Origin of the sequence: Marinobacter halodurans (assembly GCF_004327985.1) — a bacterium.
Classification (GTDB): Bacteria; Pseudomonadota; Gammaproteobacteria; order Pseudomonadales; family Oleiphilaceae; genus Marinobacter_A; species Marinobacter_A halodurans.
The window spans coordinates 1-21,938 of the sequence record NZ_SJDL01000017.1 but is presented as its reverse complement, the minus strand read 5'-3'; the positions used below and the strand labels follow the sequence as shown (position 1 = coordinate 21,938).

Genomic DNA, 21,938 nt, shown 5'->3' with positions numbered 1-21,938 from the left:
CGACGGTTAATAAGACAAGCCATTCATCCCACGATGCCCCTGCAAAGGAGTGCACCATGCCGATATCCAGTGAGCTTGCTGACCGGGCCCCCCAAGACCGGCCTGCCCAAGACCTGCATACCGAATACGATCACGTCCGCCGCCTGTTCGAACACTACTGCTCCCCGCTCGAAACCGAAGACTACGGCCTGCAGGCCATCCCGGAGACCAGCCCCGCCAAGTGGCACCTGGCCCACACCACCTGGTTTTTCGAGACGTTCCTGCTCAAGCCGTTCCTGCCGGGCTACCAACCGTTTCACCCCCGCTTCGAGTATCTGTTCAACTCCTATTACAACGGTGTGGGCGAGCAGTTCCCCAGACCACAGCGCGGTTTGCTGTCACGACCCACGGTGAAGGAGGTCTATGCCTACCGGCACGCCGTCGACGCGGCGATGCACGACCTGCTGGCCCGGGACCTGCCGGACCGCGCGACCATTGCCGAACGCACGGAGCTGGGTCTGCAACACGAGATGCAGCACCAGGAGCTGTTCTTCACCGACCTCAAGTACAACCTCGCCTGCAACCCGCTGTTCCCGACCTATATCGAGGCCCCGGCCCGCGACGCAACCACGCCTTCCGTCGAGCTGGCCTGGCAGTCGTATTCCGGCGGCATCCGCCAGATCGGAACGACACCGCAGGATGGCTTCTGCTTCGATAACGAGACGCCGCGCCACCGGGTATTTCTGGAGCCTTTCGAACTCGCCAGTCGCCCGGTGACCAACGGCGATGTGCTGGCCTTCATGCGCGACGGCGGCTATCACCAGCCTGCGCTCTGGCTGGCGGACGGCTGGACCCATATCCAGGGCACCGGAGCCACCCAGCCGCTTTACTGGATCCGCCAGGACGACGCCTGGTTCGAATTCACGCTGCATGGCCTGCAACCGCTCGACCCGGACGGCATCGCCTGCCACCTGAGCGGATACGAAGCCGATGCGATTGCCCGCTGGTTCGGTGCCCGCCTGCCCACCGAATTCGAATGGGAGTGTGCCGCGCAGGCCGAACCCGACGGCGCCCGGGAGGAGGCCCACTTCGTCGAACGAGGCCATTACCATCCCGGACACGCCGGTGACCACACGCTGTTCGGCAGCATCTGGCAGTGGACCAGCAGCGCCTATGGCCCCTACCCCGGCTACCAGCCGGCACCGGGTGCCATCGGCGAGTACAACGGCAAGTTCATGTGCAACCAGTTGGTGCTGCGCGGTGGCTCCTGCGTCACCGATCGCCGCCAGGTGCGGTCCACCTACCGCAACTTTTTCTATCCGCCGGACCGCTGGCAGTTCAGCGGTTTGCGCCTGGCCCGCAATGGAGGCTGAAGGATGCCCAATACCGCTACCGCCATCGCCCCCCAAGTCACCTACACCAACATGCACCCGCCCCGGCACGACCTGGTGGCCGAAGTGTTGGACGGTCTCAGCCAGCGCCAGAAAACGCTGAGCCCGAAATTCTTCTACGACGAACAGGGCTCCCGGCTGTTCGAATCGATTACCGAGCAGCCCGAGTATTACCCCACCCGCAGTGAGCGTATGGTGCTGCGCAACAAGGCCGGCGAGATTGCCGATCACCTGGGCCCGGACGCCACGCTGATTGAACCCGGCTGCGGCAGTTGCGAAAAAGTCCGCCTGCTGCTGGATGCCCTGCAACCCGCCCACTACCTGGCGATGGATATTTCCGCCGACTTCCTGTTGAAATCGGCCGGGGCTGTCGCCGGCGCCTTTCCGGACCTGGACGTCCAGGCGGTCTGCGCCGACTTCTCGCAGCTGGATCAACTGGTGGTTCCGGACAGCCCCGGACGCCGGGTGGTCTTCTTCCCGGGATCCACTCTGGGCAATTTCAGCCCGTCCATGGCACGGCACTTCCTGAGATCCGTGCGGGACCTGGTGGGTGCGGATGGCGGCCTGCTGATCGGGGTGGACCGGCACAAGGACACGGATGTGCTGGACGCGGCCTACAACGATCAGGCCGGGGTCACGGCGGCGTTCAACCTCAATGCCCTGACCCACCTGAACCGTATCCTCCCGGCGGACTTCGATACGGATCGGTTCTCCCATCGGGCGTTCTACAACACGGACGCCCGACGCATCGAAATGCACCTGCGCAGCGACTGCGACCAGACCGTCCAGTGCGCCGGCCGGCCCATCGCCTTTCGGGAGGGGGAAACCATCCACTCGGAAAATTCCTACAAATACACCTTCGACCAGTTCGACCGGCTGGCGACGGCGGCAGGTTTCCAGGTCGAGTCGGAGTGGAGCGATGCCCAGTCCCTGTTCTCCGTCTATTTCTGCCGGATCGCGCCATCGTGATCACCGTAGTTCCGGGATCGTGATCAACGTGGTTCCGGGGAGGAAGCAGCAACAGCCGTGAGTTCCTGTTGCGGCATCATGGACGACCTCCCCGGACGCTCACCGCCGCCGATCGGGATCGGCTTTTTCCATTGCTATTCATTAACATGGGTTGAGAAGGACAGGATCCTGCACCACAGTTAAAGGAGAGGCTCCAGCCAGAAGGCGTTATCGATGGCTTCCTTCGACAGCCTCAAAGGGGGTGCTTCATGAGGATCGGATTGACGACACTGACACTGGCACTGAGTACCTGCCTGCTGGCCCTGCCCGCCCTGGGGGCGGGCGATGCCACCACCGGCCAGCCGGTCCGGGAAAGCAACTCCCACATCTGGGGCCTGGGTATGGACCGCGGCGCCCTGGACCAGACCACCTTCGAACAGCTGGACGTCAACAACGACGGCGTGCTCAGCGGAGACGAACTGACACCTTACGGCGCGAGTGCCGCCGGTGACGACCGGAGTTCGAAGGACAACGAGCCCTCGTCCTTACTGGAACAGCACGATCATAACGACGACGGTGTTATCACGCGTGAGGAATTCAACGGAGAGAGCGAGGAATCCAGCGGAGAGAAACAGCCATAGGCCGGTCTTATAAGGCACAGGCAAGGAGGTGACCCGATACATGGAACAGGCTGAACTGGAACGACGGGCCGGTTGGAAGAAGTCCCCGTTGCTGGGCATCGTGGCCAGTATCGTCTTCGTCGCGATCCTGCTGGCCATCCTGTATGCCCTGGGCATCCATGAACGTGTGGTGGACCTGCTGCAGTGGTTCGACGCCCAGGGGGCCTGGGCTCCCGTGCTGTTCATCCTGATCATGGCGGTGGTGATGGTCCTGCTGTTGCCGGGCGTACTGTTCACCACCGGCGCCGGCTTCGTCTTCGGTGTGTTCAAGGGCACGGTGTACGTGGTTGCCGGCACCGTGCTGGGCGCCTGCCTGGCGTTCCTGATCGCCCGCCACCTGTTCGGCGAGCGGGCGCGCCAATTCGTCCTGGCCAGGGCGCACCTGAGAGTGATGAGCGAGGAGATGACGCCGAACGGCTGGAAGATCGTGCTGCTGACGCGGCTGATCCCCTTCTTCCCCAGCAAGCTGTCCAACTTCTTTTTCGGGCTGACCCATGTCTCGTTTCGCGGTTTCTTCTTCGGCTGCCTGCTGGGCTATATCCCGTTCTCGCTGCACAACGTCTACCTGGGCTCACTGGCGGCCGACCTGACCACACTGGGCATCCGGGAAACCGGTCGCAGCCCCCTGGAGTGGTCCATCTACGGGGCCGGTTTCGTGGGCACGGTGATGGCCGTCATCTACCTCAACCGGCTGGCTCGCCGGGCGCTGGCCCGCTATACCGAACAGGAAGAGATTGTGGAGGATACCCCGTGAGTTGGCTGAACTGGCTGCCCTGGCGCTTTGTCGTTCGCTACGTGGCCCGCAAGCATGGTTTCCTGGACCCGATCGGCCTGCTGGCGCGGCTGCACAAGTTTGCCCAACCCTCGGAAGTGGGCGAACCCATCGAGCTACTGCGTGCCGGGGTGGTCTTCCACGCCCGCGGCCTGATCAACAGCCGGGTGATCCAGCACAACCTGGACTGGGTCTGGCCCTACTGGATCGAACGCCAGTTCGACCCGCAGGACGCCTCGTTCGTGCCGCGCGCCTTTTCCATCACCCACATCAACCTGACCCACCGCAACTGGACCGCCATCGGCCATCCGGACTGCGATGAGCTGCCGATCGTCGATCCCCGCGGCCTGCTGACCCCGTTCTTCGACAGCTGGTCCCTGGACGGCTGGCTGCTGGCGCAGGACGGCCGCTGCCTGCTGCCTTCGCGGATGCGGGAGTGTAAACAGTGGCAGTCGCTGGATAACGGCGTCAGCGTCACCACCGATTGCGTGATGGATGGCCTGCGACTGACCAATCACGCCTGGGTGACGGTCGAGAACGGGGTGCCGGTCTGCAAAATGCGCCTGAGGGCCCATGCCGACTGCGACGCCAGCCTGGTGCTGTCCCTGCGCCCCCACAATCCCGAGGGGATCAGCTTCATCCACAAGGTTCAGCTCTCGCCCGATCGCAACGCCTGGATCGTCGACGGCAAGCGTCACGTCACCTTCAGTAAACCGGCCGAAGCGCACCACGTTTCCGATTACCGGCAGGGGGATGTCCACATCCACCTGGAGGACCGTGACGACCAGACTCGGGGCGCCTGCGATGTCGGCATGGTGACCGCGGCCGCCCTGTTCCCGGTCAAAGCCGGGGAGACCACCGACATCACCGCTAGTGTCCCCCTGACCGAGCACGCGACGCGCCTGCCGTCGCCCCACGCCTGGCGCGACGAACGGGACGATCACGCGCGGCTGGAGTGCCCCGAGCCCCGCTACCAGTTCCTGTACGATGCGGCGGTCGCCTCGCTGATCCTGCACTCGCCGGACGACGTCTATCCCGGCCCCTTCACCTACAAGCGCTTCTGGTTCCGGGATGCGGCCTTCATCATCAATGCCCTGCTCAGCCTGGGCCTGACCCGGCGCGCCGAGCGGGCGCTGGCACGCTTTCCCGAGCGCCAGACGCCCCGCGGCTACTTCCGTTCCCAGGAGGGCGAATGGGATGCCAATGGCGAGGTGCTTTGGGTCCTCAAGCGCTATTTCGACCTGACCGGGCAGCAGCCCGATACCCACTGGCTGGGACCGATCAAGCGCGGTGCCCACTGGATCATCCGCAAACGCCTGGACGATAACCTGGACGCGCCCCATGCCGGCCTGCTACCGGCGGGCTTCAGCGCCGAACACCTGGGGCCCAACGATTACTATTTCTGGGACGACTTCTGGGGCATTGCCGGACTGCAGGCCGCCGCGGATTTGACGGCCGCACGCGAGGTGGAGGAGAGTCGCGCATTCCGCACCGGCGCCGAGGACTTTGCCCGCGCGGTGGACCGCAGCCTGGTGCGTTGCCAGAACCGCCTGGGCCGGCTGGGCATGCCCGCCTCGCCCTATCGTCGCCTGGACGCGGGCGCGATCGGCTCGCTGGCCCTGGGCTATCCGACCCAGCTCTGCGAGCCCGACGATCCGCGGCTGCTGGACTGCGTGGAGTTCCTGCTGGAACGCTGCTTCGTCAAGGGCGCCTTCTACCAGGACATGATCCACTCCGGGCTCAATGCCTACCTCACCCTGCATGTGGCCCAGGTGCTGCTGCGGGCCGGCGATCCGCGCTTCCTGGACCTGATGGACACCGTGGCCGACCTGGCGTCCCCCACCGGCCAGTGGCCTGAAGCCATCCATCCCGGCACCGGCGGCGGTTGCATGGGCGATGGTCACCACGTGTGGGCCTCCGCCGAGTGGGTGCTGATGATCCGCAACTGCTTCGTACGGGAGGAAGGCGATCGACTGATCCTGTGCGCCGGCATCCCCGCGCGCTGGCTGGAACAGTCGCAGCCGATCCGGTTCGGCCCGGCGCCCACCCGTTTCGGGACGATCACCCTCCGGATCGATCCGGATGAGGACCGCCCCCGGGTCAACTGGGAGGCCGACTGGCACGACCAGCCTCCGCAGATTGCCGTGGAGCTGCCCGGCCATCAGGCGGTGCTGGCACCGGAAGGGGCGGTGTCGGTCAGCCTCAGGCCCCAGGGGCAACCGGCCTGAGGGCATTGCGCCCGGTTGCATTGCGACGCCCGCTCCCGCAAGCTCGCAGGAGACTTCCCGCAGGACACCGGACCATGCCCATAGACCGTCAGAAACTGGCCGACCTCGCCGCACAGCACCGTCGAGCCAATGGCCGTTTTCGCAACATCGAGCCCACCGTCAGCCACGGGCTGGGCGATTTCCTGCGCTGGCAACTGGCGCCGGGTCGGCGTTTTCCCAAGGGCAAGCGCTATCACCTGCTGCACCCGGACGCCCACCGGCTCAACCGGCCGCCGCAGGCGCCCCAACTGACCTGGCTCGGGCACGCCTCGTTCCTGTTCCAGTATGGCGGGCTCAATGTGCTGACCGATCCGGTCCTGTCCGAGCGAGCCAGTCCATTTTCCTTTGTCGGCCCCAAACGCTACACGCCGCCACCGTTGGACGTCTCAGCGCTGCCCACCATCCATCGCGTACTGATTTCCCATAACCATTACGACCATCTGGACGAAACCACCGTACGGCAGTTGCACCGGCGTTTCGGCGATGCCGTGTGTTTCTGTGTTCCCACCGGTCTGCGTCCGTGGTTTGAAAAACGCGGTATCCGCAACCTGATTGAACTGGGCTGGTGGGAATCGCAGAGCCTGCCGGAGGGCGACGAGGTCTTCTTCCTTCCCACCCAGCACTTCAGCGGCCGCGGGCCGGGGGACGGTAACGCCACCCTGTGGGGCAGCTGGCTGATCGAGATCGACGGCTACCGGCTGTATTTTGGCGGCGACACCGGTTACGGCAGTGTCTTCCGCCAGATCGGCGACCTGTTCGCGCCGATCGACCTGGCGCTGCTGCCCATCGGCGCCTACGAGCCACGCTGGTTCATGTCACCGGTCCATGTCTCGCCGGAGGAGGCGGTGCATATCCACCAGGATATAGGTGCCCGGCAATCGGTGGCCATGCACTGGGGCACCTTCGTGCTGACCGACGAACCCATGGACGAGCCGCCCCGGCGACTGCACCAGGCGCTGGAAGGGGCCAGCCTTGAGCCGGCCGGGTTCCGGATCATGCAGCACGGGGAGACGCGCACGTTTGCGGCGGCGGACGCCGCGGACCATGCCGGCAGCAACGCGGATTCCCTGGCCGACGGCGCGGCCTGATCGCAGCCCCGCGCAGGGCGGGAGCATCAACTGATGTCGATCGGCAGACGCATCGACTCCTGCACCTCTTCCATCACGATGTAGCTCTTGGAATTCTTCACGCCCGGCAGCACCAGCAGCATCTCCCCCAGCAGGGCCCGGTACTCGGACATATCGCTGATGCGAGCCTTGATCAGGTAATCCGCGTCCCCGGACACCAGGTGGCATTCCAGCATGAACGGCAGTTTTTCCACCGCTTCGTTGAACGTCTCGAAGGCGTCCCGGGACTGGTAGGACAGGGATATCTCCACGAACACCAGCATCGAAAAGCCCAACAGGGCCGGGTTGAGGCGGGCGTAATAGCCTTCGATATAGCCTTCCTTTTCCAGCCGGCGAACCCGCTCTATGCAGGGCGTGGAGCTGAGCCCGACCCGCTCGGCCAGGTCGACGTAGCTGAGGCGGCCATCATCCTGCAGGGCGGCGAGGATACGGCGGTCCAGACGATCGAGGGTGCGTTTTTTCCGGTCGGTCGTGGTCGGCATGGCTTGGCTGCTCCTGTCGTAACCTGGCCCGAAACCCGGGGCCCTTATCGGAATTTCCGCCTGTCATCATAACCAAAGGCAGATGATTTCACTGGATTAACGGCGCTTAACCGGCATTTTCATGCCCCTCCCTGTACTAGAATAGGGCCAACCCCATCCCCCATTCATTGAGAGGAACCCATCATGTCCGATATCGAACGCATCCATTCCACCGAGCGGATGAGCCGCATCGTCAAGCACCAGGGTGTTGTCTACCTGTGCGGCCAGACCGCCGGGGACGAAGCCTGGGACATCCGCGAGCAAACCGAACGCTGCCTCGCCAAGGTCCGGGACCTGCTGGATGAGGCCGGCAGCAGCGTCGACCGTATCCTGTCGGTCACCATCTACATCCACGACATGAAGGACTTTGCCGCCATGAACGAGGTCTGGGACGCGTGGTTTGCCGAGCTGCCGAAGCCGGCCCGGGCCTGCGTCGAAGCCCGCATGGCACGACCTCCCATCCTGGTGGAGATGTCGGTCGTCGCCGCCGCGACCCCTTAATCCACGCCGGTGCGCCGGCTTTATTCCGATAGCAACAGGTAAAGCATTTTAAACTGCATAACTCGATTTTTTCAGGTTATTACACTGAACAAATGCTTTTTTTGAAGCTTTTTCATCCATGAATTCCCTTAAAATTCCGTTGAAGAGGCGACAACACGTTTGCCGCCAGTACAACAGATGGGAGTTCATGGCTATGAAGATTGCGGTTCTGGGCGGAGGCGTGGCCGGTGTATCGACGGCCTGGTACCTGGCCCAATCGGGGCATGAGGTCACCGTGATCGAGCGTCGCGAGGCGGTGGCGGACGAAACCAGCTTCGGCAACGCCGGCATGCTGTCGTTTGGTTACACCAGTCCCTGGGCGGCGCCCGGTGTGCCGTTCAAGGCGATGAAGTGGATGATGCAGGACATGGCACCGATCCTGGTCAGCAAAAGCTCCATCAACCCGCGCACAGCGAGCTGGCTGTTCCGCATGCTGGGGCAGTGCACCGAACAGGCCTACCAGGTCAACAAGCAACGGATGCTGCGCATTTCCGAATACAGCCGGACCTGCCTGGCCGAGCTCACGCAGCAGCTCCCGCTGGACTTCGACCATCGCAACCGGGGCACCATCGAGCTGTTCCGCGACCAGCAGAAGATGGATTCCATCGGCGCGGATCTCGCGTCGCTGCGTGCGTGTGGCGTGGAGCACGAAGTGATCGACCACGCCGGCTGTGTCCGGCATGAACCGGCCCTGGCCAACGTGCCGGACAAGTTCGTGGGCGGGCTGCGCTTCCCGCAGGACGGAACCGGTGACTGCAACAAATTCACCAAGGCGCTGGCCCGGCACGCAGCCGACGCCGGCGTCGGGTTCCGGCTCAACACCACCATTGAAGCCCTGGAAAAGGATGGAGACCGGATCAGCGCCGTGCACACCTCCCACGGCCCGGTGCAGGCCGATGCCTTTGTCGTCGCCCTGGGAAGCTACACCCCGATGTTACTGAACCCGCTGGGTCTGCGCCTGCCGATCTACCCCATCAAGGGCTATTCCCTGACGCTGCCGATCCTGGACGCCGACCGCGCCCCGCAATCCACGGTAATGGACGAAGCCTTCAAGGTGGCCGTCACCCGCTTCGACGACCGTATCCGGGTCGGCGGCACGGCCGAGATCGCCGACTTCGATCTCAGCCTCAAGGAAAAACGCCGCAAGCCCACCGAGTTCGTGGTCAATGACCTGTTCCCGGGCGCCGGAGACCTGGAAAACGCCAGCTTCTGGTGCGGCTTGCGCCCGATGACGCCCGACAGCGTGCCGGTGATCGGCGAGACGCCCCTGCGCAACCTGTACCTGAACACCGGCCACGGCACCCTGGGCTGGACCATGTCGCAAGGCTCAGCCCGGCTGGTCACCGACGTCATCAACGGCAGGACGCCGGAGATCTCCACAGACGGTCTGTCCATCCAGCGCTACCTGTCATGAACCCGTAACGATCAGCACGCATCGACAACATGAGGTAACCCCATGGCCAGACCGGCCGTCGCCGAAATCGACCTGGACAGCATCCGCGCCAATTTCAGACTCGCAGCATCGCTGGCGCCGGGCAGCAACACGCTGGCGGTGGTCAAGGCCGACGCCTATGGACACGGTGCGACCCGGGTCGCCCACAGTCTGGCGGCTGAGACCGGAGCGTTCGCCGTCGCCTCCATTGAAGAGGCCCTGACGCTGCGACAGGCCGGCCTCACGCACCCGATCCTGTTGCTGGAGGGCTTCTTTGAAGCCAGCGAACTGGCAATCATCCCCCGCGAGGGATTCTGGGCCGTCGTCCACAACCAGGAACAGCTGGAGCAGATTGCTGACGCTGCGCTGTCGGGACCGCTGACAGTCTGGCTCAAGGTGGACACCGGGATGCACCGGCTGGGCTTCGCCCCCGATCAGGCGGTGACCGCCTACCGGCGTCTGCAGTCGCTGCCCCAGGTGGCGCGCGTGGTGGTCATGAGCCACCTGGCCAATGCGGACCTGCAAGCCGCCGAGGGCATCTCCGTGGCCAACCAGATCGAGCGAATACCCGCCGAACTGCGAGCACCGGACGTGGAAACCAGCGTCGCCAATTCCGCCGGGTTGCTGGATCACGAACCAGCCCGCCAGGCCTGGCAGCGTCCGGGCATCATGCTTTACGGGGCATCCCCCCTGGAAAAGGACAGTCCCCACAGCCGCCGGCTCCAGGCCGCGATGACGCTGAAAAGCCGGGTCATCGCCACACGCTGGGTCGAACCGGGCGAGCAGGTCGGCTACGGTGCCCGCTTCGTCGCCACGCAGCGCTGCCGCATTGGCACGGTCGCCATGGGCTACGCCGACGGCTACCCCCGCCAGGCGATCGAGGGCACGCCGGTGCTGGTCGACGGGCAGCGCACCAGGCTGGCCGGTCGGGTGTCCATGGACATGCTGACCGTCGACCTGACCCACCTGCCCGACGCGGGCACCGGCAGCGAGGTGGAGCTCTGGGGCAAATGCCTCAGCGCCAATGAGGTGGCCGCCTGTTGCGACACCATCGCCTATCACCTGTTCACCGGCATCACGCAGCGGGTGCCGCGGGTTTACCGCGGCGGCTGACCACCGCACCGCGTCTTCCCCGCCAGGTTCCGGGCGTGGTTCGCTTGTAACGGTTCCCGGCGTTGGCGTCCCCTCCCACATGGCACCGGTCCTCAGGCAAACTACGGGGTTTGCAGATTCGGCCGTATCCCTCATCCTGCTGGAGTCAGACCTGTCCGATTGATTCATCCGGACATTCAAGTCTGCAACCCCAACCTGAAAGGAGTCTGCCATGAATATTGATCTTCTGGGCAAAGTCGCCATCGTCACCGGTTCCACCCGGGGCATCGGCCTGGCCATCGCCAAAGGGCTGGCAGGCTGCGGCGCGACCGTCGTCGTCAACGGCCGCAAACAGGCCACGGTGGATGCCGCCGTCGCCAAGGTCCGGGAAAACGCGCCCGGCGCCGAGGTTCGGGGCGTTGCCGCCGATGTGGGTACTTCCGAGGGCTGCGAAGCGCTGGTTAAAGCCGAGCCCACCGCCGATATCCTGGTCAACAACGTCGGTATCTTTGGCCCGCACCATCTCCCCGTCCTGCAGGACCGGGAGATGGCCCGGCCCCACCCCGACCAGCCTTCCGGTTAAGGGAGGCGTTGCAAAAGCGTCGCGAGCGTCGGTCAGCACGTAGGTTGTTGTTGGGCTTCCTGCGTCAGCCCAACCTATTTCCCTGGAGCTTTTGCACCCTCTAAAGGCTCAGCGCCAGCGACGCCGTGGCCAGTAGCGAGAATACCGTCCGCAGGTGATTCCACCAGACCCAGCGCTCCCGGTAATCCGCCCAGACGATGTCCGCTTCCCTGGATTCGGCCGCCACATGCGCCAGTCTGTGATTCAGGGGAACATTGCAAATCAGGGTAATACCGAGGCTGCCGACCAGGTAGGACGCGCCCCCGAGCACCAGCCAGAACGTCTCACCCCGCCAGGGCACCGCCATCACCATCAACAGAAGACACAGGGCCCCGGTACCAAAAAACACGCCCAGGAACAGGGGGTTGACGATCACCCGGTTGATCCGTTGCATGGCCGTAATACCCGCTGCGGGAGAGAGCTGGCCCAAGGCTCCCATCACGGCTGTGGAAAAGGCGAAAAAAAGTCCGGCAATCAGCCCACACCCCATTACGGCTAGAACTGTCAGCAACATGGCCATCGACACGGTGGATCCTCCCTGGTTGACTCCGTTCATGCGGGACACGAGTGCGTCCTGCCTGATTTACCCACTGTTTGTCCTGTGTCCCTTTAACCTTGCCGAGTAGACGGGAATCCGTCAACGAGGCCTCACTGGAGACATGTCATGGATCCGTCGCACCGACCCGCGGCCCGACCGTCTCTCGACGGCACCGTCAAATTCTTACACTATAGGCGGGCGACGCAAACCTTCTCCAAGGAGCCCACTTTGTCACTGACGACCCCCGCCCTGCTGTTTCCCGCCATTTCGCTGCTGCTTCTGGCCTACACCAACCGGTTCCTGGTACTGGCGCAGTTGATTCGTCAGCTCAAGCAGATGGAAACCGAGCGGGAGTACCAGGTCCTGGCGCGGCAGATCGGCGGCCTGCGCAAGCGCATCACCCTCACCAAACGCATGCAGGCCTGCGGGGTGCTCAGTTTCCTGCTCTGCACCATCTCCATGTTCGCCCTGTTCATGGGCGCCCACACGCTGGGCGTGATCTGCTTCGGTATCAGCCTGGTGCTGCTGTCGCTGTCCCTGCTCTATTCACTGTACGAGATCATTATTTCCACCAACGCCATCAACGTGGAGCTGGAGGATTTCGAGGCGCGGCACCGGACCACCACGACCTCGAACACCTGACCCGGCCCCCGGTATAAATACGCGCTTCCCTTTTGGCGCATTCTGCTTAAAATGCGCTCAATTCTGGCTACCGGCTCCATTGCCATGCGCTGTATTTCGTTCGACGTTTTCCGCACTCTCGGCTTCCCCGACACCACGGTGGTCAAACCGGAGCATTTCCTGAAACACAAGGACGCCCTGGCCGATGCGGACTGGGTGCTGTTCCCGGAATACTGGCAACTGAATGCGCTGGTTTATGGCCTGGGCTGCCGCGTATTTCCCAGCGAGGCCAGCTACCGCATCGGCCACGACAAGATCGAGATGACCCGCGCCTTCCAGACGGTGGTCCCCGGCAATACGCCGTGGACGCTGATCGAACCCAACGGCCCGCAGGAGCGGGAACTGATCTGGGACACCATGCCCCTGCCGTTCGTGGCCAAGCATCCGAAGGCCAGCATGGGCGAAGGCGTGTGGCTGATCGAGAACCGTGCCGACTGGCAGCGTTACTGTGAGTCGGCCCCGGTGCTCTACGCCCAGGAATACCTGCCCATCGACCGGGACATCCGGGTCGTGATCGTGGGCGATCAGGTGGTAACCGCCTACTGGCGGCATCAGGCGGCGCAGGGGTTCTACAACAATGTGGCGCGGGGCGGCCGGATCGACACCGCCGAGGTGCCGGACGCCGCGGTGGAGCTGGCCCTGACCCTGGCCCGCGAGCTGGGCGTTGACCACGCCGGGTTCGATATCGCCATGGTGGGAGAGCACCCCTACGTGCTGGAGTTCAACCGGTTGTTTGGCAACCAGGGCCTCAACCGGGGGACCCGGTTGCAGGATGCCATCCTGGCTTACCTGCACCGGATGGAGACCCCCAAGGATCCGGATACGCCGCTGGACCCGGTGCCACCGTTGCCCCAGGCTGTCTGACGCCAGTCAGTTGCCGAAAAGTTGCGGATTGCGCTCGATAAACGAATTGATCCAGCGCTCCAGGAACGACTCGCGCCGGCCGTGCTTGAGGAAGCGATAGCCCAGCCCGGCAATCACCAGGGCGCCAATGGTGTCCACGATCAGATCCCACATGGTATCGGTCAGGCCGGAGGGGTCGCCCAGCATCGCCTTCTGCATGTTGGTCCCGAATACCTGGTCCATGGTGAATTCGAAGATTTCCCACAGGGCACCGCAACCCACCGCAAACATGAACGCGAAAAAGGCCACGAATCCGGGCTTCAGGTGCATGTCGATCCGTTCGATCTCGTTGAGGATATGCACCAGCAGGAAGCCGACGATCCCCAGCAGGAAGCCTGAGCTGGTGTGCAGCAGCACGTCCCACCACCAGTATCGCGTGTAATAGTCCCTGACCTCGCCCAGGAACAGCGAGGCAAAGACGAACAGGATGGCCAGCAGTTGGAGTTGCGGTGGCACGAAGATTCGGAACCGACGCTCCAGCAGCGCCGGAAAGAACGTGATGCCGATGATCAGCAGCGTAAAGCCGGCGGTCAGCCAGTGCATTTCCCAGAGGGCAAAGGCCGCCTCCGTCGCGAGCACAAGCTGCAGGGCAAAGGTGATGCGCCTGTGGGTGATCCGGAATCGCATGCGATTAATCTAGCACGAACGCGCCAAATCGCCATGCCCCCAGGGAGCCTCCGATTGATTCGCGGATCCGCTGAACGCCTGGACGGTAGCCGCCCCTTTATCCGGCCCCGCCGAACAGCCGTTCCAGAAAGCCGACGTTCCGCACACCGGGCACCGGCAGGGTGTCCACCTCGGTGATCGCCCGACGCCAGAACTGGGTGGGGTCGTCCAGATGAGCCACCTGTTCGCGTTCCTTGGCCGACAGGGAGTTATGGGCGCCACCGAGACCGGCTCCCATCAGGGACTGGGTCCAAAGGTAGATCGTCGACCGGATCACCCGCAGCAGATCGGAGTAGGTGTCGCGGGATACGGTAATGGCCAGTTCGGCGCTGAGATTGATACGGCTCTGGAGTTCAGCCAGCTTTTCAGGGTCATAGGTGATGCGATGGCCACTGCCTTTCTTGCAGGCCAGGCAGGTTTTCTCCAGCGACTTCACGCCCTCGTGCAGGTTCTGGTGCCCCAGCGTCTCTTTCTGTTCATCGTCGATGGGCGCGGGAATCCATCCGTATTGGGGCGAGCGGGCCACAAGGTGGCCGGGCAAACCGATCCGGTATGGCGGCAGTTGATCACCTTCCCCATAGCCGTCGAATTCGGTCCGCAACCAGTTTGCCATGGTGCGGTGGCGGCACATCATCGCCAGGGTGATGGCGGCGGGCATGATGTCAGTGAGCGGATCATTGGCATCCTGGAGCCGTTGGTCCAGGTCATCGACCGGTGTTTCCATTCCATTACCTCCTGGGACCTGCCGGGAGCGGTCCTGTATTGTTGTCCTTGGGCAGCCTCACCGGAGGAAGATCGGGCAAAGCATGCTCAAAAAATAGGCAGATGCGCCCGCCAGATCTGTGAGTGATTGGTTGCAGGACGTAACAGGAGGTAATAGCGCCCCTATCGTGGCGATAGTCGTCGGTTGCCGGTCCAGGGTGCCATACTCGGTCGTACCGTCGGGGCACGGCAATCCAGCGGTAAACAGGAGTCGCATGTTTACGGATCTGAGTATCGTCTGGCAGGGATCCATCGCCAGTTTCCTGGCCGGCAACGGCACCGCATTGGGCGCGGCGGGGGTGCTTCTCGTGCGGAGCCTGTCCGACCGGCTGCAGGACAGCCTGCTCAGTGCCGCCGCCGGCGTGATGCTGGCTGCCTCGTTCTTTTCACTGCTGCTGCCAGGCCTGGAATACGGCGAAAAGCTCACCGGCCACACCTGGATGGCCGCCCTGCTGGTCATCGCCGGCGTCATGATGGGCGCTGTGCTGCTCTACCAGATCCACCAGCGCCTGCCCCATGAGCATTTCGCCCTCGGGCGCGAGGGGCCGGAGGGCGCGAAGATCAAACGCATCTGGCTGTTCATCATCGCAATCACCCTGCACAACTTTCCCGAGGGTATGGCGGTCGGCGTCGGCTTTGGCGGCGGCAACCTGAGCAACGGTATCGTCCTGGCCATCGGTATCGGGCTGCAAAACATTCCGGAGGGACTTGCCGTGGCGATCTCCCTGCTGACGATCCAGCACTCGCGCATGCAGGCCTTTGCCCTGGCCGTGCTGACCGGTCTGGTGGAACCCATCGGCGGCGTGTTCGGTGCCGGCATGGTATGGCTGGCCGAGCCCATCATGCCCTGGACGCTGGGCTTCGCCGCCGGCGCCATGCTGTTCATCATCAGCGACGAGATCATTCCCGAAACCCACCGCAACGATTACCGCACGCTGGCCACGTTCTCCCTGCTGGGTGGCTTCGCGGTAATGATGTTCCTGGACGCGACGCTCGGCTGATGTCGGTCATGCTCCGCCGCCCAGGTCCCGACCATCCATGGGGCCGTATCGCTGGATTTGGGCCCCAACGAAAGCCCGCTCAGTCAGCATTAACTCTGTGAAAGATTCGCTCATTCACCGGCGATTTCTAGTATGGTCTGACTGTGAACGCGTTCGCAGTCCGTTCAAAACCTCCGCCCCAATCAGAACACCGTAAGGCAGGAAACAGGCTCGATGGCTGACAGCAACGCCGACCAGAAATTCCTCCAGCTCAGACAGCAGTATATCCAGGGCCTGCCGCAGCGAATCCGCCAGATCCGTACCGCCTGGGATCGCCTGCGGCACGTGAGTTGGGACGCCAAAGTGCTCAACTACATGGTGCATGCCGTGCACAAGCTGACCGGCAGCGGCTCCACGTTCCACTTCCCGGCCATCACCATAGCCGCCGGCGCACTGGAAAAGCGCCTGGAGGATGCCCAGCTCCACCTGGAAGCCAACGCCCTGGAACGCCAGCAGATCACCGACGCCCTGGCCCGCCTGGAGCGGGCCATTGACGACGCCGTGGCCAACGGCGACCAGGCCGCCTCCCCGGCGACCGAAACCCGCCCCACCGACCGGGGCGAATTTCACATCGCCGTCATCGAGGACGATCCGGACCAGGCGGCCCAGCTCGACCGCGGCCTGGCGGACCTGGGCTACACCGTGCACACGTTTGCCGATCCCGAAGCCTATTCCAGGCACGCCAAGGAACGCGCCTACCAGATGATCCTGTTGGATGTCAGCTTTCCGCAGGGTCCGCTGGAAGGCCTGGTCTGGCTGGATCGGCTGCGAAGCCACGTCGGCTCGAAGGTGCCCGTGGCCATCATGTCGGCGCGAACGGATATGGTGGCCCGCATGCGCGCCCTGCAGGCGGGCGCCGATGTGTTCCTGACCAAACCGCTGGACATGGACTTCCTGGCCCGGCGTATCGAACAGATTCACGAAACCACCCGCAATGTCCGCCCGCGCGTCCTCTGGGTGGATGACGACAAGGACCTGCTGGACTACTACCAGGACCTGCTCACCGACCGCGGTTATGAGGCGGACACCCTGTCCCAGTCGGTGCGCCTGCTGGAGCGGATCGAGCAGTTCGAGCCGGACGTGATCGTGCTGGATTACCAGATGCCCGGCTGCAACGGCTTCGAGCTGGCGCGCATCCTGCGCCAGGATCCGCGTTACATGACGATCCCGCTGATCTTTGTGTCCGCCTCCAGGGACCTGGAGACCCGGCACCGCCAGGACAGCATCGTCGGCAACGCCTACTTCCAGAAGCCACTGGACGACGAGGCATTCCTGCAATGCCTGCAGGCGCAGATTATGAAGGCCCAACTGATCGGCGCCCGGATCGACCTGCTCAGCCAGCGTCATGGGCCGAGCGGCCTGCAGAACCAGGACTATTTCATTAACCGGCTGGAGCAGCGCATGGCCTCGCTGGACCCCGGGACGACATCGTCCCCCTACTATCTGCTCCAGTTGGCCATCGACAATGAGGAATACCTCAAAGCCCGCCATGGCATGCGGACGATGCTCAATCTCAACGGGCAGCTGGAGTCCTACTTAGCCAGCCATTCAAGAATCCATGGCCGCGGCTGCAACCTGGGCGGCGGCTACTTCCTGCTGCTGTTTGATATACCGCAGGACCAATCCGCCGGGAGCGCCATCGAGCAGTTCCATGCCGAGCTGAACCGGCAGCGCTGGTCACCGGGCCAGGATACCAAGCCGGTGACGCTGGCCATGGGAGTGATGCACCTGGACCACGCCCAGGACCTGGACCAGGTTCTGGGCCATGTCGAGTCCGCCTGCGCCCAGGCCCTCAAGACCGGGGGCGGCAGCCTGGAATGGCATCGCGAGGAGAGCGCAGCCAATCACAGCGGGCTGACCGACCAGGTTCGCAGCCTGATCGACGCCCGGGCCTTCACCCTGCACTTCCAGCCCGTGATGAACATGGACAACGAGGAAACCCTGTCCGAAGCCCTGATCCGGCTGGTGGATGACGATCAGGTGGTCTATATGCCGCACCAGTTCCTGCCGTGGCTACCGGCAGGCAATCGCGGCAACTTCTACGAACTGGACCGCTGGGTGATCGAGAGTGCCGTTGCCAGCCTCGTCCAACTGCAAGGCAGGGCCTCGGCATCACAGGCCGTGATCGTCAAGCTGTCCTCTCCGCTGGAAGACGTGGAGCAGATGCAGCCGTTCATCACCAACGTCATCCGGGGATCGGGCATCAAGGGCCAGCGCCGGATCTACTTTGCCTTTTCCGTACCCATCGTGGTCAAGGACGTGCCACGTGCGCGCAAACTGTTCCGCACCCTGCAGGAACTCGGTTGCGGGGTGATCATCGAACACGTCACGCCGGACAGTAACATCATCCAGATGCTGCGCGATGTGGGACCGGTGGATTTCGTGAAGCTCAGCTCCGAACTGGGTCGGCACAGCGAGCAGACCGCAGAGCTCTACGGATTCATCAACGAACTGCACGACTTTTTGGGGTCCACCCCCATCATCGTCACCGGGGTCGAGGATGCCCGGGTCCTGTCCCGGTTCTGGGAGCGGGGTATCCGCTATTTCCAGGGCTACTTCATCCAGAAGCCCGGCCTGACCATGCAGTATTCAGCGGCGACCTGATCCCCGCCCAAACGCCGCCGGCCCATGACTCCGGCAATATGGCCGATCCGCTCGCCTCGCCCGTATGTGAGGTATACTGGACGGCTCTCTGCCATAGCGGCGGCCTTGCTTGCCATTCGACAGCCCGTGCCTGCCCGCTGACATCCCGATTCCGATCACCATCCACCGCCAATACCAGGGAAGACTGACCGTCATGTCTGAAAATCCGGCCGTTCCCAACCTGCGTCCCAATGACCTGCTGACCTTCGTCATGGCCGTTGCCTGCGGCCTGGCGGTGGCCAACATCTACTACGCGCAGCCGTTGCTGGACACCCTGGCCCGGGACTTCGACATCAGCCGCGGCACCGCCGGCATCATCATCACCATGACCCAGCTCGGCTATGCCGCGGGCCTGATGCTGCTGGTCCCGCTGGGCGATCTGCTGGAGCGGCGCCGGCTGATCACGGTGATTACCGGCGTTACCGTATTGTCCCTGATCGGCATGGCACTGGCGCCTACCGGCAGCCTGTTCATCCTGGCGGCGCTGGTGACCGGAATCACGGCCGTGGTGGCGCAAATCCTGGTGCCGTTCGCCGCCCACATGGCCAGCGATGCCGAGCGGGGCCGCGTGGTGGGTCGGGTCATGACGGGATTGTTGCTGGGCATCCTGCTGGCGCGGGTGGTCTCCGGCAGCATCGCCGACCTGCTGGGCTGGCGCACCGTGTACTGGATCGCGGCGGGCATCATGCTGTTCCAGGCATTGGCCCTGCGCCAACTGCTGCCGGAGGAACCCCCGCAATCGCGGATGCCCTACGGCCGGTTGCTGCTGTCGGTGCTGGCGCTGATGCGCGAGGAAGCCCTGCTACGCCGCCGCATCCTCTACGGCGCGTTGGGTTTTGCCTCCTTCAGCGCGTTCTGGACGACCATTCCCTTCCTGCTGGCGCAGGCGCCCTACCACTATCCGGATTCGGTGATAGGCCTGTTCGGTTTGCTGGGTGTGGCGGGGGCGCTGTGCGCCAACCTGGCCGGCAGCCTGCACGACAAGGGCTACTCCCGGATCGGCACCGGCCTGTTCCAGGCCCTGATAGGACTGTCGTTTGGGCTGATGGCCATACTGCCGCATCACCTCACGGCCATCATTGTCGGCATCATCGTGCTGGACCTGGGCGTACAGGGGAACCAGATCCTCAACCAGAGCGCCATCTACCAGATCCGGCCTGAGGCGCGCAGCCGCATCACCACGGCCTACATGACCTGTTACTTCCTGGGTGGCGCTGCCGGCTCGGCAGGCGCCGCCTACCTGTTCCAGTTCGCCGGCTGGACCGGCGCCTGTACGCTGGGGATAGCACTGGGCGGCACCGGGGTGCTGTTCTGGCTCACGGAACCACGGGGGCAGGTTGCCGGAGCGCTCCAGAAGTCCGACTAACCGTCCCCCTCTCTCCCTCCTCCGCGCCCCAGCCCATCGCCAGACGCGTGGGGGGTCAATGGTGCGAACCTGCGAGGTCTTGCGATGCCCCCGCATCCGTCAGTTCATCGCCACCAGGATACTGCAGTCCACTTCGTCCAGAAGCGCCCGGCTCAGGGAGCCCTGCCACCAGCGCGCCAACAGTCCCTGGTGGCGGTGGCCGACCACTACCAGATCCGCCCGGACCTCCTTCGCCAGCCCGGCAATGTGCTCCACCGGATCGCCGAAGGCTACGTGGCCTTCCGGATCGTGGACGTCCGACGCCCTCAACTGCTCCAGGCCTTCGTCGACAAGTTTGCGCAGGTAGCCCAGCTGTTCGTCGTCGAAGTCGTCGATCGGGTGAATCCCCTCACCGAATCCAGCGGAGCCGGTCAGTTCCAGGACCGAAAGCAGGTACACTTTCGAGTCGCATAACGCCGCCAGCGCCATGCCTTCGCCCAGAGCGGCGCGCCCTTCCAACGATCCGTCGAATGCCAGGACAATACGCTCATACATTACCTCACTCCTTCGCCTGTGGTTGATCGCCCGTTTCCCGGGTCTATGATTTCAGTCTAGTACCCTGCCGGGGGCACTGCTCAGCGGTTGCCGCTGAGGTCGAGATCAACCACCACCGTCCATGCCGGAACTCGGTCACTTGAGCGGGCCCTTGTCGAGGGTAATCCGTGCCGGGACTCGCCGGGGGCCTGGGTAAACATCCTCCTATGATACGGCTGACGCCCCAGTTGCCTTCAGGGCCCGCCCCAACGCCCCGAAATAGTCCGCGAAGGCCCGATTGATCCGTACTCTTTCCGTCTCTCGGGGATACAGCCCCATCCTGGCCTCCTCGGTCTCGCGCGTGCCCCGGACCAGGAACGCATTCTTGCAGTCGGCATCCTGCACAAAGGCTTCGAACGCGCGGGCACACAGCTCCTCCGGCTGACTGAAATACAACGTGCCTGCGGCCTTGTCGGCCTTCACCGACTGCCGGAACAGATCGCTGGGCGCATCCCCGCTCTCATCCAACATCACCGCTGCAAAGCAGGCCTGCAGGCGCTGGTTCAGCGGATGATCGACGCCCTGCTCCTTGCCCAGCCAGCGCTTGGACGCAAACGCACCGGGCGGGCTGCCGGCATAGAGCTTGTCGCAGATGTAGTGGTCGAAAGCGTGGAACCATTCATGGGCGATACTCCCTGGCCCGGCGTTCTTGGCCAGCGAAAAGCTCCGTGTCGCCGGCGTGTAATGCGCCGACACGCCGCGCTGCCCGCCAATGCCGTATTGCAGCCCCAGTGTCCCCCGCAGGGAAATCAACGATTCCGTCCCGCCCAGGATCGTCATCAGGTCGCACAGCGCGTCATAGAACAGCCCGGCACTGCGCGCCTTCTCCGGCTCCGTCACCCACCGCCCGATCTCCACCGACCGGAACTGGAAACGGCGACGCATATCGAGGAAGGAAACATCGGAACCGGCCCGGTGATCCGGGCCTCGGCGGTAGAAGGTTCGGGGCATGGACAGGAACTGCGCAAGCACTGTTTAAATATACAGTTTATGCCGGCCCGCAAGGCCTTGGCAAGCGGAAAAACAGTCGTTGCGACCATGAACTGGGCGGAATTTTGAAAATCTATGACTTCGGCTTTTAAATCAGCAGGTTGCCGCTTCGACAGAAAATGAGGATAGTGGTCTTTATGATCATTTTTGTTTGGAAAACCAGAAAGCAGAATAATGGGAAGTTATTGACCTGAGGGGATTTTCTGCCTAGGTTGGAGACGTGTTGGAAATGAAATATGAGTCGTTGGAAAAACGGTCGTGACGACTCATATACAAATGTTATGTTTCACCATGAATGAGCTATTAGCGTACTTAGAACAATGGAAATCCTCCAAATCAAAAATATTTGGTGCTGAAGGCTATGCTGTCTCTATAACCGGAGAGTTGGGAGATACCGTTAAATCT

20 protein-coding genes and 1 pseudogene are annotated in these 21,938 nt (G+C 63.4%); 15 read left to right on the top strand and 6 right to left on the bottom strand.

The features are described 5' to 3' along the window. The first annotated feature begins 56 nt into the window (after positions 1-56). The 6 genes from egtB to EZI54_RS11900 all read left to right on the top strand — a co-directional run bounded on the left by egtB (position 57) and on the right by EZI54_RS11900 (position 7,125). Positions 57-1,352 (top strand): ergothioneine biosynthesis protein EgtB, encoded by a 1,296-nt coding sequence (gene egtB / locus EZI54_RS11925; protein WP_131482115.1) that lies wholly within the window; start codon positions 57-59, stop codon positions 1,350-1,352. A 3-nt stretch (positions 1,353-1,355) separates the two neighbouring features. Continuing rightward, on the top strand, positions 1,356-2,339 hold the full coding sequence (gene egtD, locus EZI54_RS11920) for an L-histidine N(alpha)-methyltransferase (protein ID WP_131482114.1): 984 nt from the start codon (positions 1,356-1,358) through the stop codon (positions 2,337-2,339). 260 nt (positions 2,340-2,599) lie between these two features. Next, on the top strand, positions 2,600-2,959 hold the full coding sequence (locus EZI54_RS11915) for an EF-hand domain-containing protein (protein WP_165495739.1): 360 nt from the start codon (positions 2,600-2,602) through the stop codon (positions 2,957-2,959). A gap of 40 nt (positions 2,960-2,999) precedes the next feature. Beyond that, positions 3,000-3,752 carry a TVP38/TMEM64 family protein gene (locus EZI54_RS11910; RefSeq protein ID WP_131482112.1) on the top strand — a complete coding sequence of 251 codons (753 nt, stop codon included), beginning with the start codon at positions 3,000-3,002 and terminating at the stop codon, positions 3,750-3,752. Next, the gene (locus tag EZI54_RS11905; protein ID WP_131482111.1) at positions 3,749-5,998 is read left to right on the top strand and encodes a glycoside hydrolase family 15 protein; all 2,250 of its coding nucleotides are present in this window, start codon (positions 3,749-3,751) and stop codon (positions 5,996-5,998) included. Before EZI54_RS11910 ends, EZI54_RS11905 begins: the two co-directional genes overlap by 4 nt. A 74-nt stretch (positions 5,999-6,072) precedes the next feature. Further along, on the top strand, positions 6,073-7,125 hold the full coding sequence (locus EZI54_RS11900) for an MBL fold metallo-hydrolase (RefSeq protein WP_131482110.1): 1,053 nt from the start codon (positions 6,073-6,075) through the stop codon (positions 7,123-7,125). A gap of 26 nt (positions 7,126-7,151) precedes the next feature. On the opposite strand, the gene EZI54_RS11895 is transcribed toward EZI54_RS11900, so the two are convergent. Beyond that, positions 7,152-7,646 (bottom strand): winged helix-turn-helix transcriptional regulator, encoded by a 495-nt coding sequence (locus tag EZI54_RS11895; protein WP_131482109.1) that lies wholly within the window; start codon positions 7,644-7,646, stop codon positions 7,152-7,154. Positions 7,647-7,829: 183 nt separating this feature from the next. On the opposite strand from EZI54_RS11895, the gene EZI54_RS11890 reads away from it, so the two are divergent. From EZI54_RS11890 to EZI54_RS11875, 4 genes and pseudogenes are all read left to right on the top strand, one after another. After that, positions 7,830-8,186: a RidA family protein gene (locus EZI54_RS11890; RefSeq protein ID WP_131482108.1), complete on the top strand. Its 357-nt coding sequence runs from the start codon at positions 7,830-7,832 to the stop codon at positions 8,184-8,186. A 118-nt stretch (positions 8,187-8,304) separates the two neighbouring features. Next, positions 8,305-9,639, top strand: a complete 1,335-nt coding sequence (locus EZI54_RS11885) for a D-amino acid dehydrogenase (protein ID WP_341352853.1) — start codon at positions 8,305-8,307, stop codon at positions 9,637-9,639. 42 nt (positions 9,640-9,681) lie between these two features. Then, positions 9,682-10,770 (top strand): alanine racemase, encoded by a 1,089-nt coding sequence (alr, locus tag EZI54_RS11880; protein WP_131482106.1) that lies wholly within the window; start codon positions 9,682-9,684, stop codon positions 10,768-10,770. Between the two features lie 211 nt (positions 10,771-10,981). Beyond that, positions 10,982-11,305 (top strand): annotated as a pseudogene (locus EZI54_RS11875) (SDR family NAD(P)-dependent oxidoreductase); the annotation flags it as partial. Positions 11,306-11,432: 127 nt separating this feature from the next. Here the strand turns inward: EZI54_RS11875 and EZI54_RS11870 are convergent. Continuing rightward, entirely contained in the window at positions 11,433-11,765 is a 333-nt protein-coding gene (locus tag EZI54_RS11870; protein ID WP_341352852.1) for an anthrone oxygenase family protein, read from the bottom strand. 372 nt (positions 11,766-12,137) lie between these two features. Here EZI54_RS11870 and EZI54_RS11865 point away from each other — a divergent pair, with 372 nt between their 5' ends. Together EZI54_RS11865 and EZI54_RS11860 are read left to right on the top strand one after the other, a co-directional pair. Then, positions 12,138-12,551, top strand: coding sequence for a DUF2721 domain-containing protein (locus EZI54_RS11865; protein ID WP_131482104.1), 414 nt, complete (start codon positions 12,138-12,140; stop codon positions 12,549-12,551). Positions 12,552-12,635: 84 nt separating this feature from the next. Further along, positions 12,636-13,454 (top strand): ATP-grasp domain-containing protein, encoded by an 819-nt coding sequence (locus tag EZI54_RS11860; protein ID WP_131482172.1) that lies wholly within the window; start codon positions 12,636-12,638, stop codon positions 13,452-13,454. A gap of 6 nt (positions 13,455-13,460) precedes the next feature. On the opposite strand, the gene EZI54_RS11855 is transcribed toward EZI54_RS11860, so the two are convergent. Together EZI54_RS11855 and EZI54_RS11850 are read right to left on the bottom strand one after the other, a co-directional pair. Next, positions 13,461-14,120, bottom strand: coding sequence for a DUF2238 domain-containing protein (locus EZI54_RS11855; RefSeq protein WP_131482103.1), 660 nt, complete (start codon positions 14,118-14,120; stop codon positions 13,461-13,463). Positions 14,121-14,217: 97 nt separating this feature from the next. Then, positions 14,218-14,883 (bottom strand): AbiTii domain-containing protein, encoded by a 666-nt coding sequence (locus tag EZI54_RS11850; protein WP_131482102.1) that lies wholly within the window; start codon positions 14,881-14,883, stop codon positions 14,218-14,220. Between the two features lie 253 nt (positions 14,884-15,136). Here EZI54_RS11850 and EZI54_RS11845 point away from each other — a divergent pair, with 253 nt between their 5' ends. The 3 genes from EZI54_RS11845 (at position 15,137) to EZI54_RS11835 (ending at position 19,970) form a co-directional block, all read left to right on the top strand. Then, positions 15,137-15,922 carry a ZIP family metal transporter gene (locus EZI54_RS11845; protein WP_131482101.1) on the top strand — a complete coding sequence of 262 codons (786 nt, stop codon included), beginning with the start codon at positions 15,137-15,139 and terminating at the stop codon, positions 15,920-15,922. Positions 15,923-16,135: 213 nt separating this feature from the next. Next, positions 16,136-18,565, top strand: a complete 2,430-nt coding sequence (locus tag EZI54_RS11840) for a response regulator (protein ID WP_131482100.1) — start codon at positions 16,136-16,138, stop codon at positions 18,563-18,565. Positions 18,566-18,758: 193 nt separating this feature from the next. After that, positions 18,759-19,970, top strand: a complete 1,212-nt coding sequence (locus EZI54_RS11835) for an MFS transporter (RefSeq protein WP_131482099.1) — start codon at positions 18,759-18,761, stop codon at positions 19,968-19,970. A gap of 99 nt (positions 19,971-20,069) precedes the next feature. Here EZI54_RS11835 and EZI54_RS11830 read toward each other — a convergent pair whose 3' ends face one another. Continuing rightward, positions 20,070-20,504 (bottom strand): universal stress protein, encoded by a 435-nt coding sequence (locus EZI54_RS11830; RefSeq protein WP_131482098.1) that lies wholly within the window; start codon positions 20,502-20,504, stop codon positions 20,070-20,072. Between the two features lie 204 nt (positions 20,505-20,708). Beyond that, positions 20,709-21,494: a CLCA_X family protein gene (locus tag EZI54_RS11825; protein WP_131482097.1), complete on the bottom strand. Its 786-nt coding sequence runs from the start codon at positions 21,492-21,494 to the stop codon at positions 20,709-20,711. Positions 21,495-21,938: the final 444 nt, after the last annotated feature.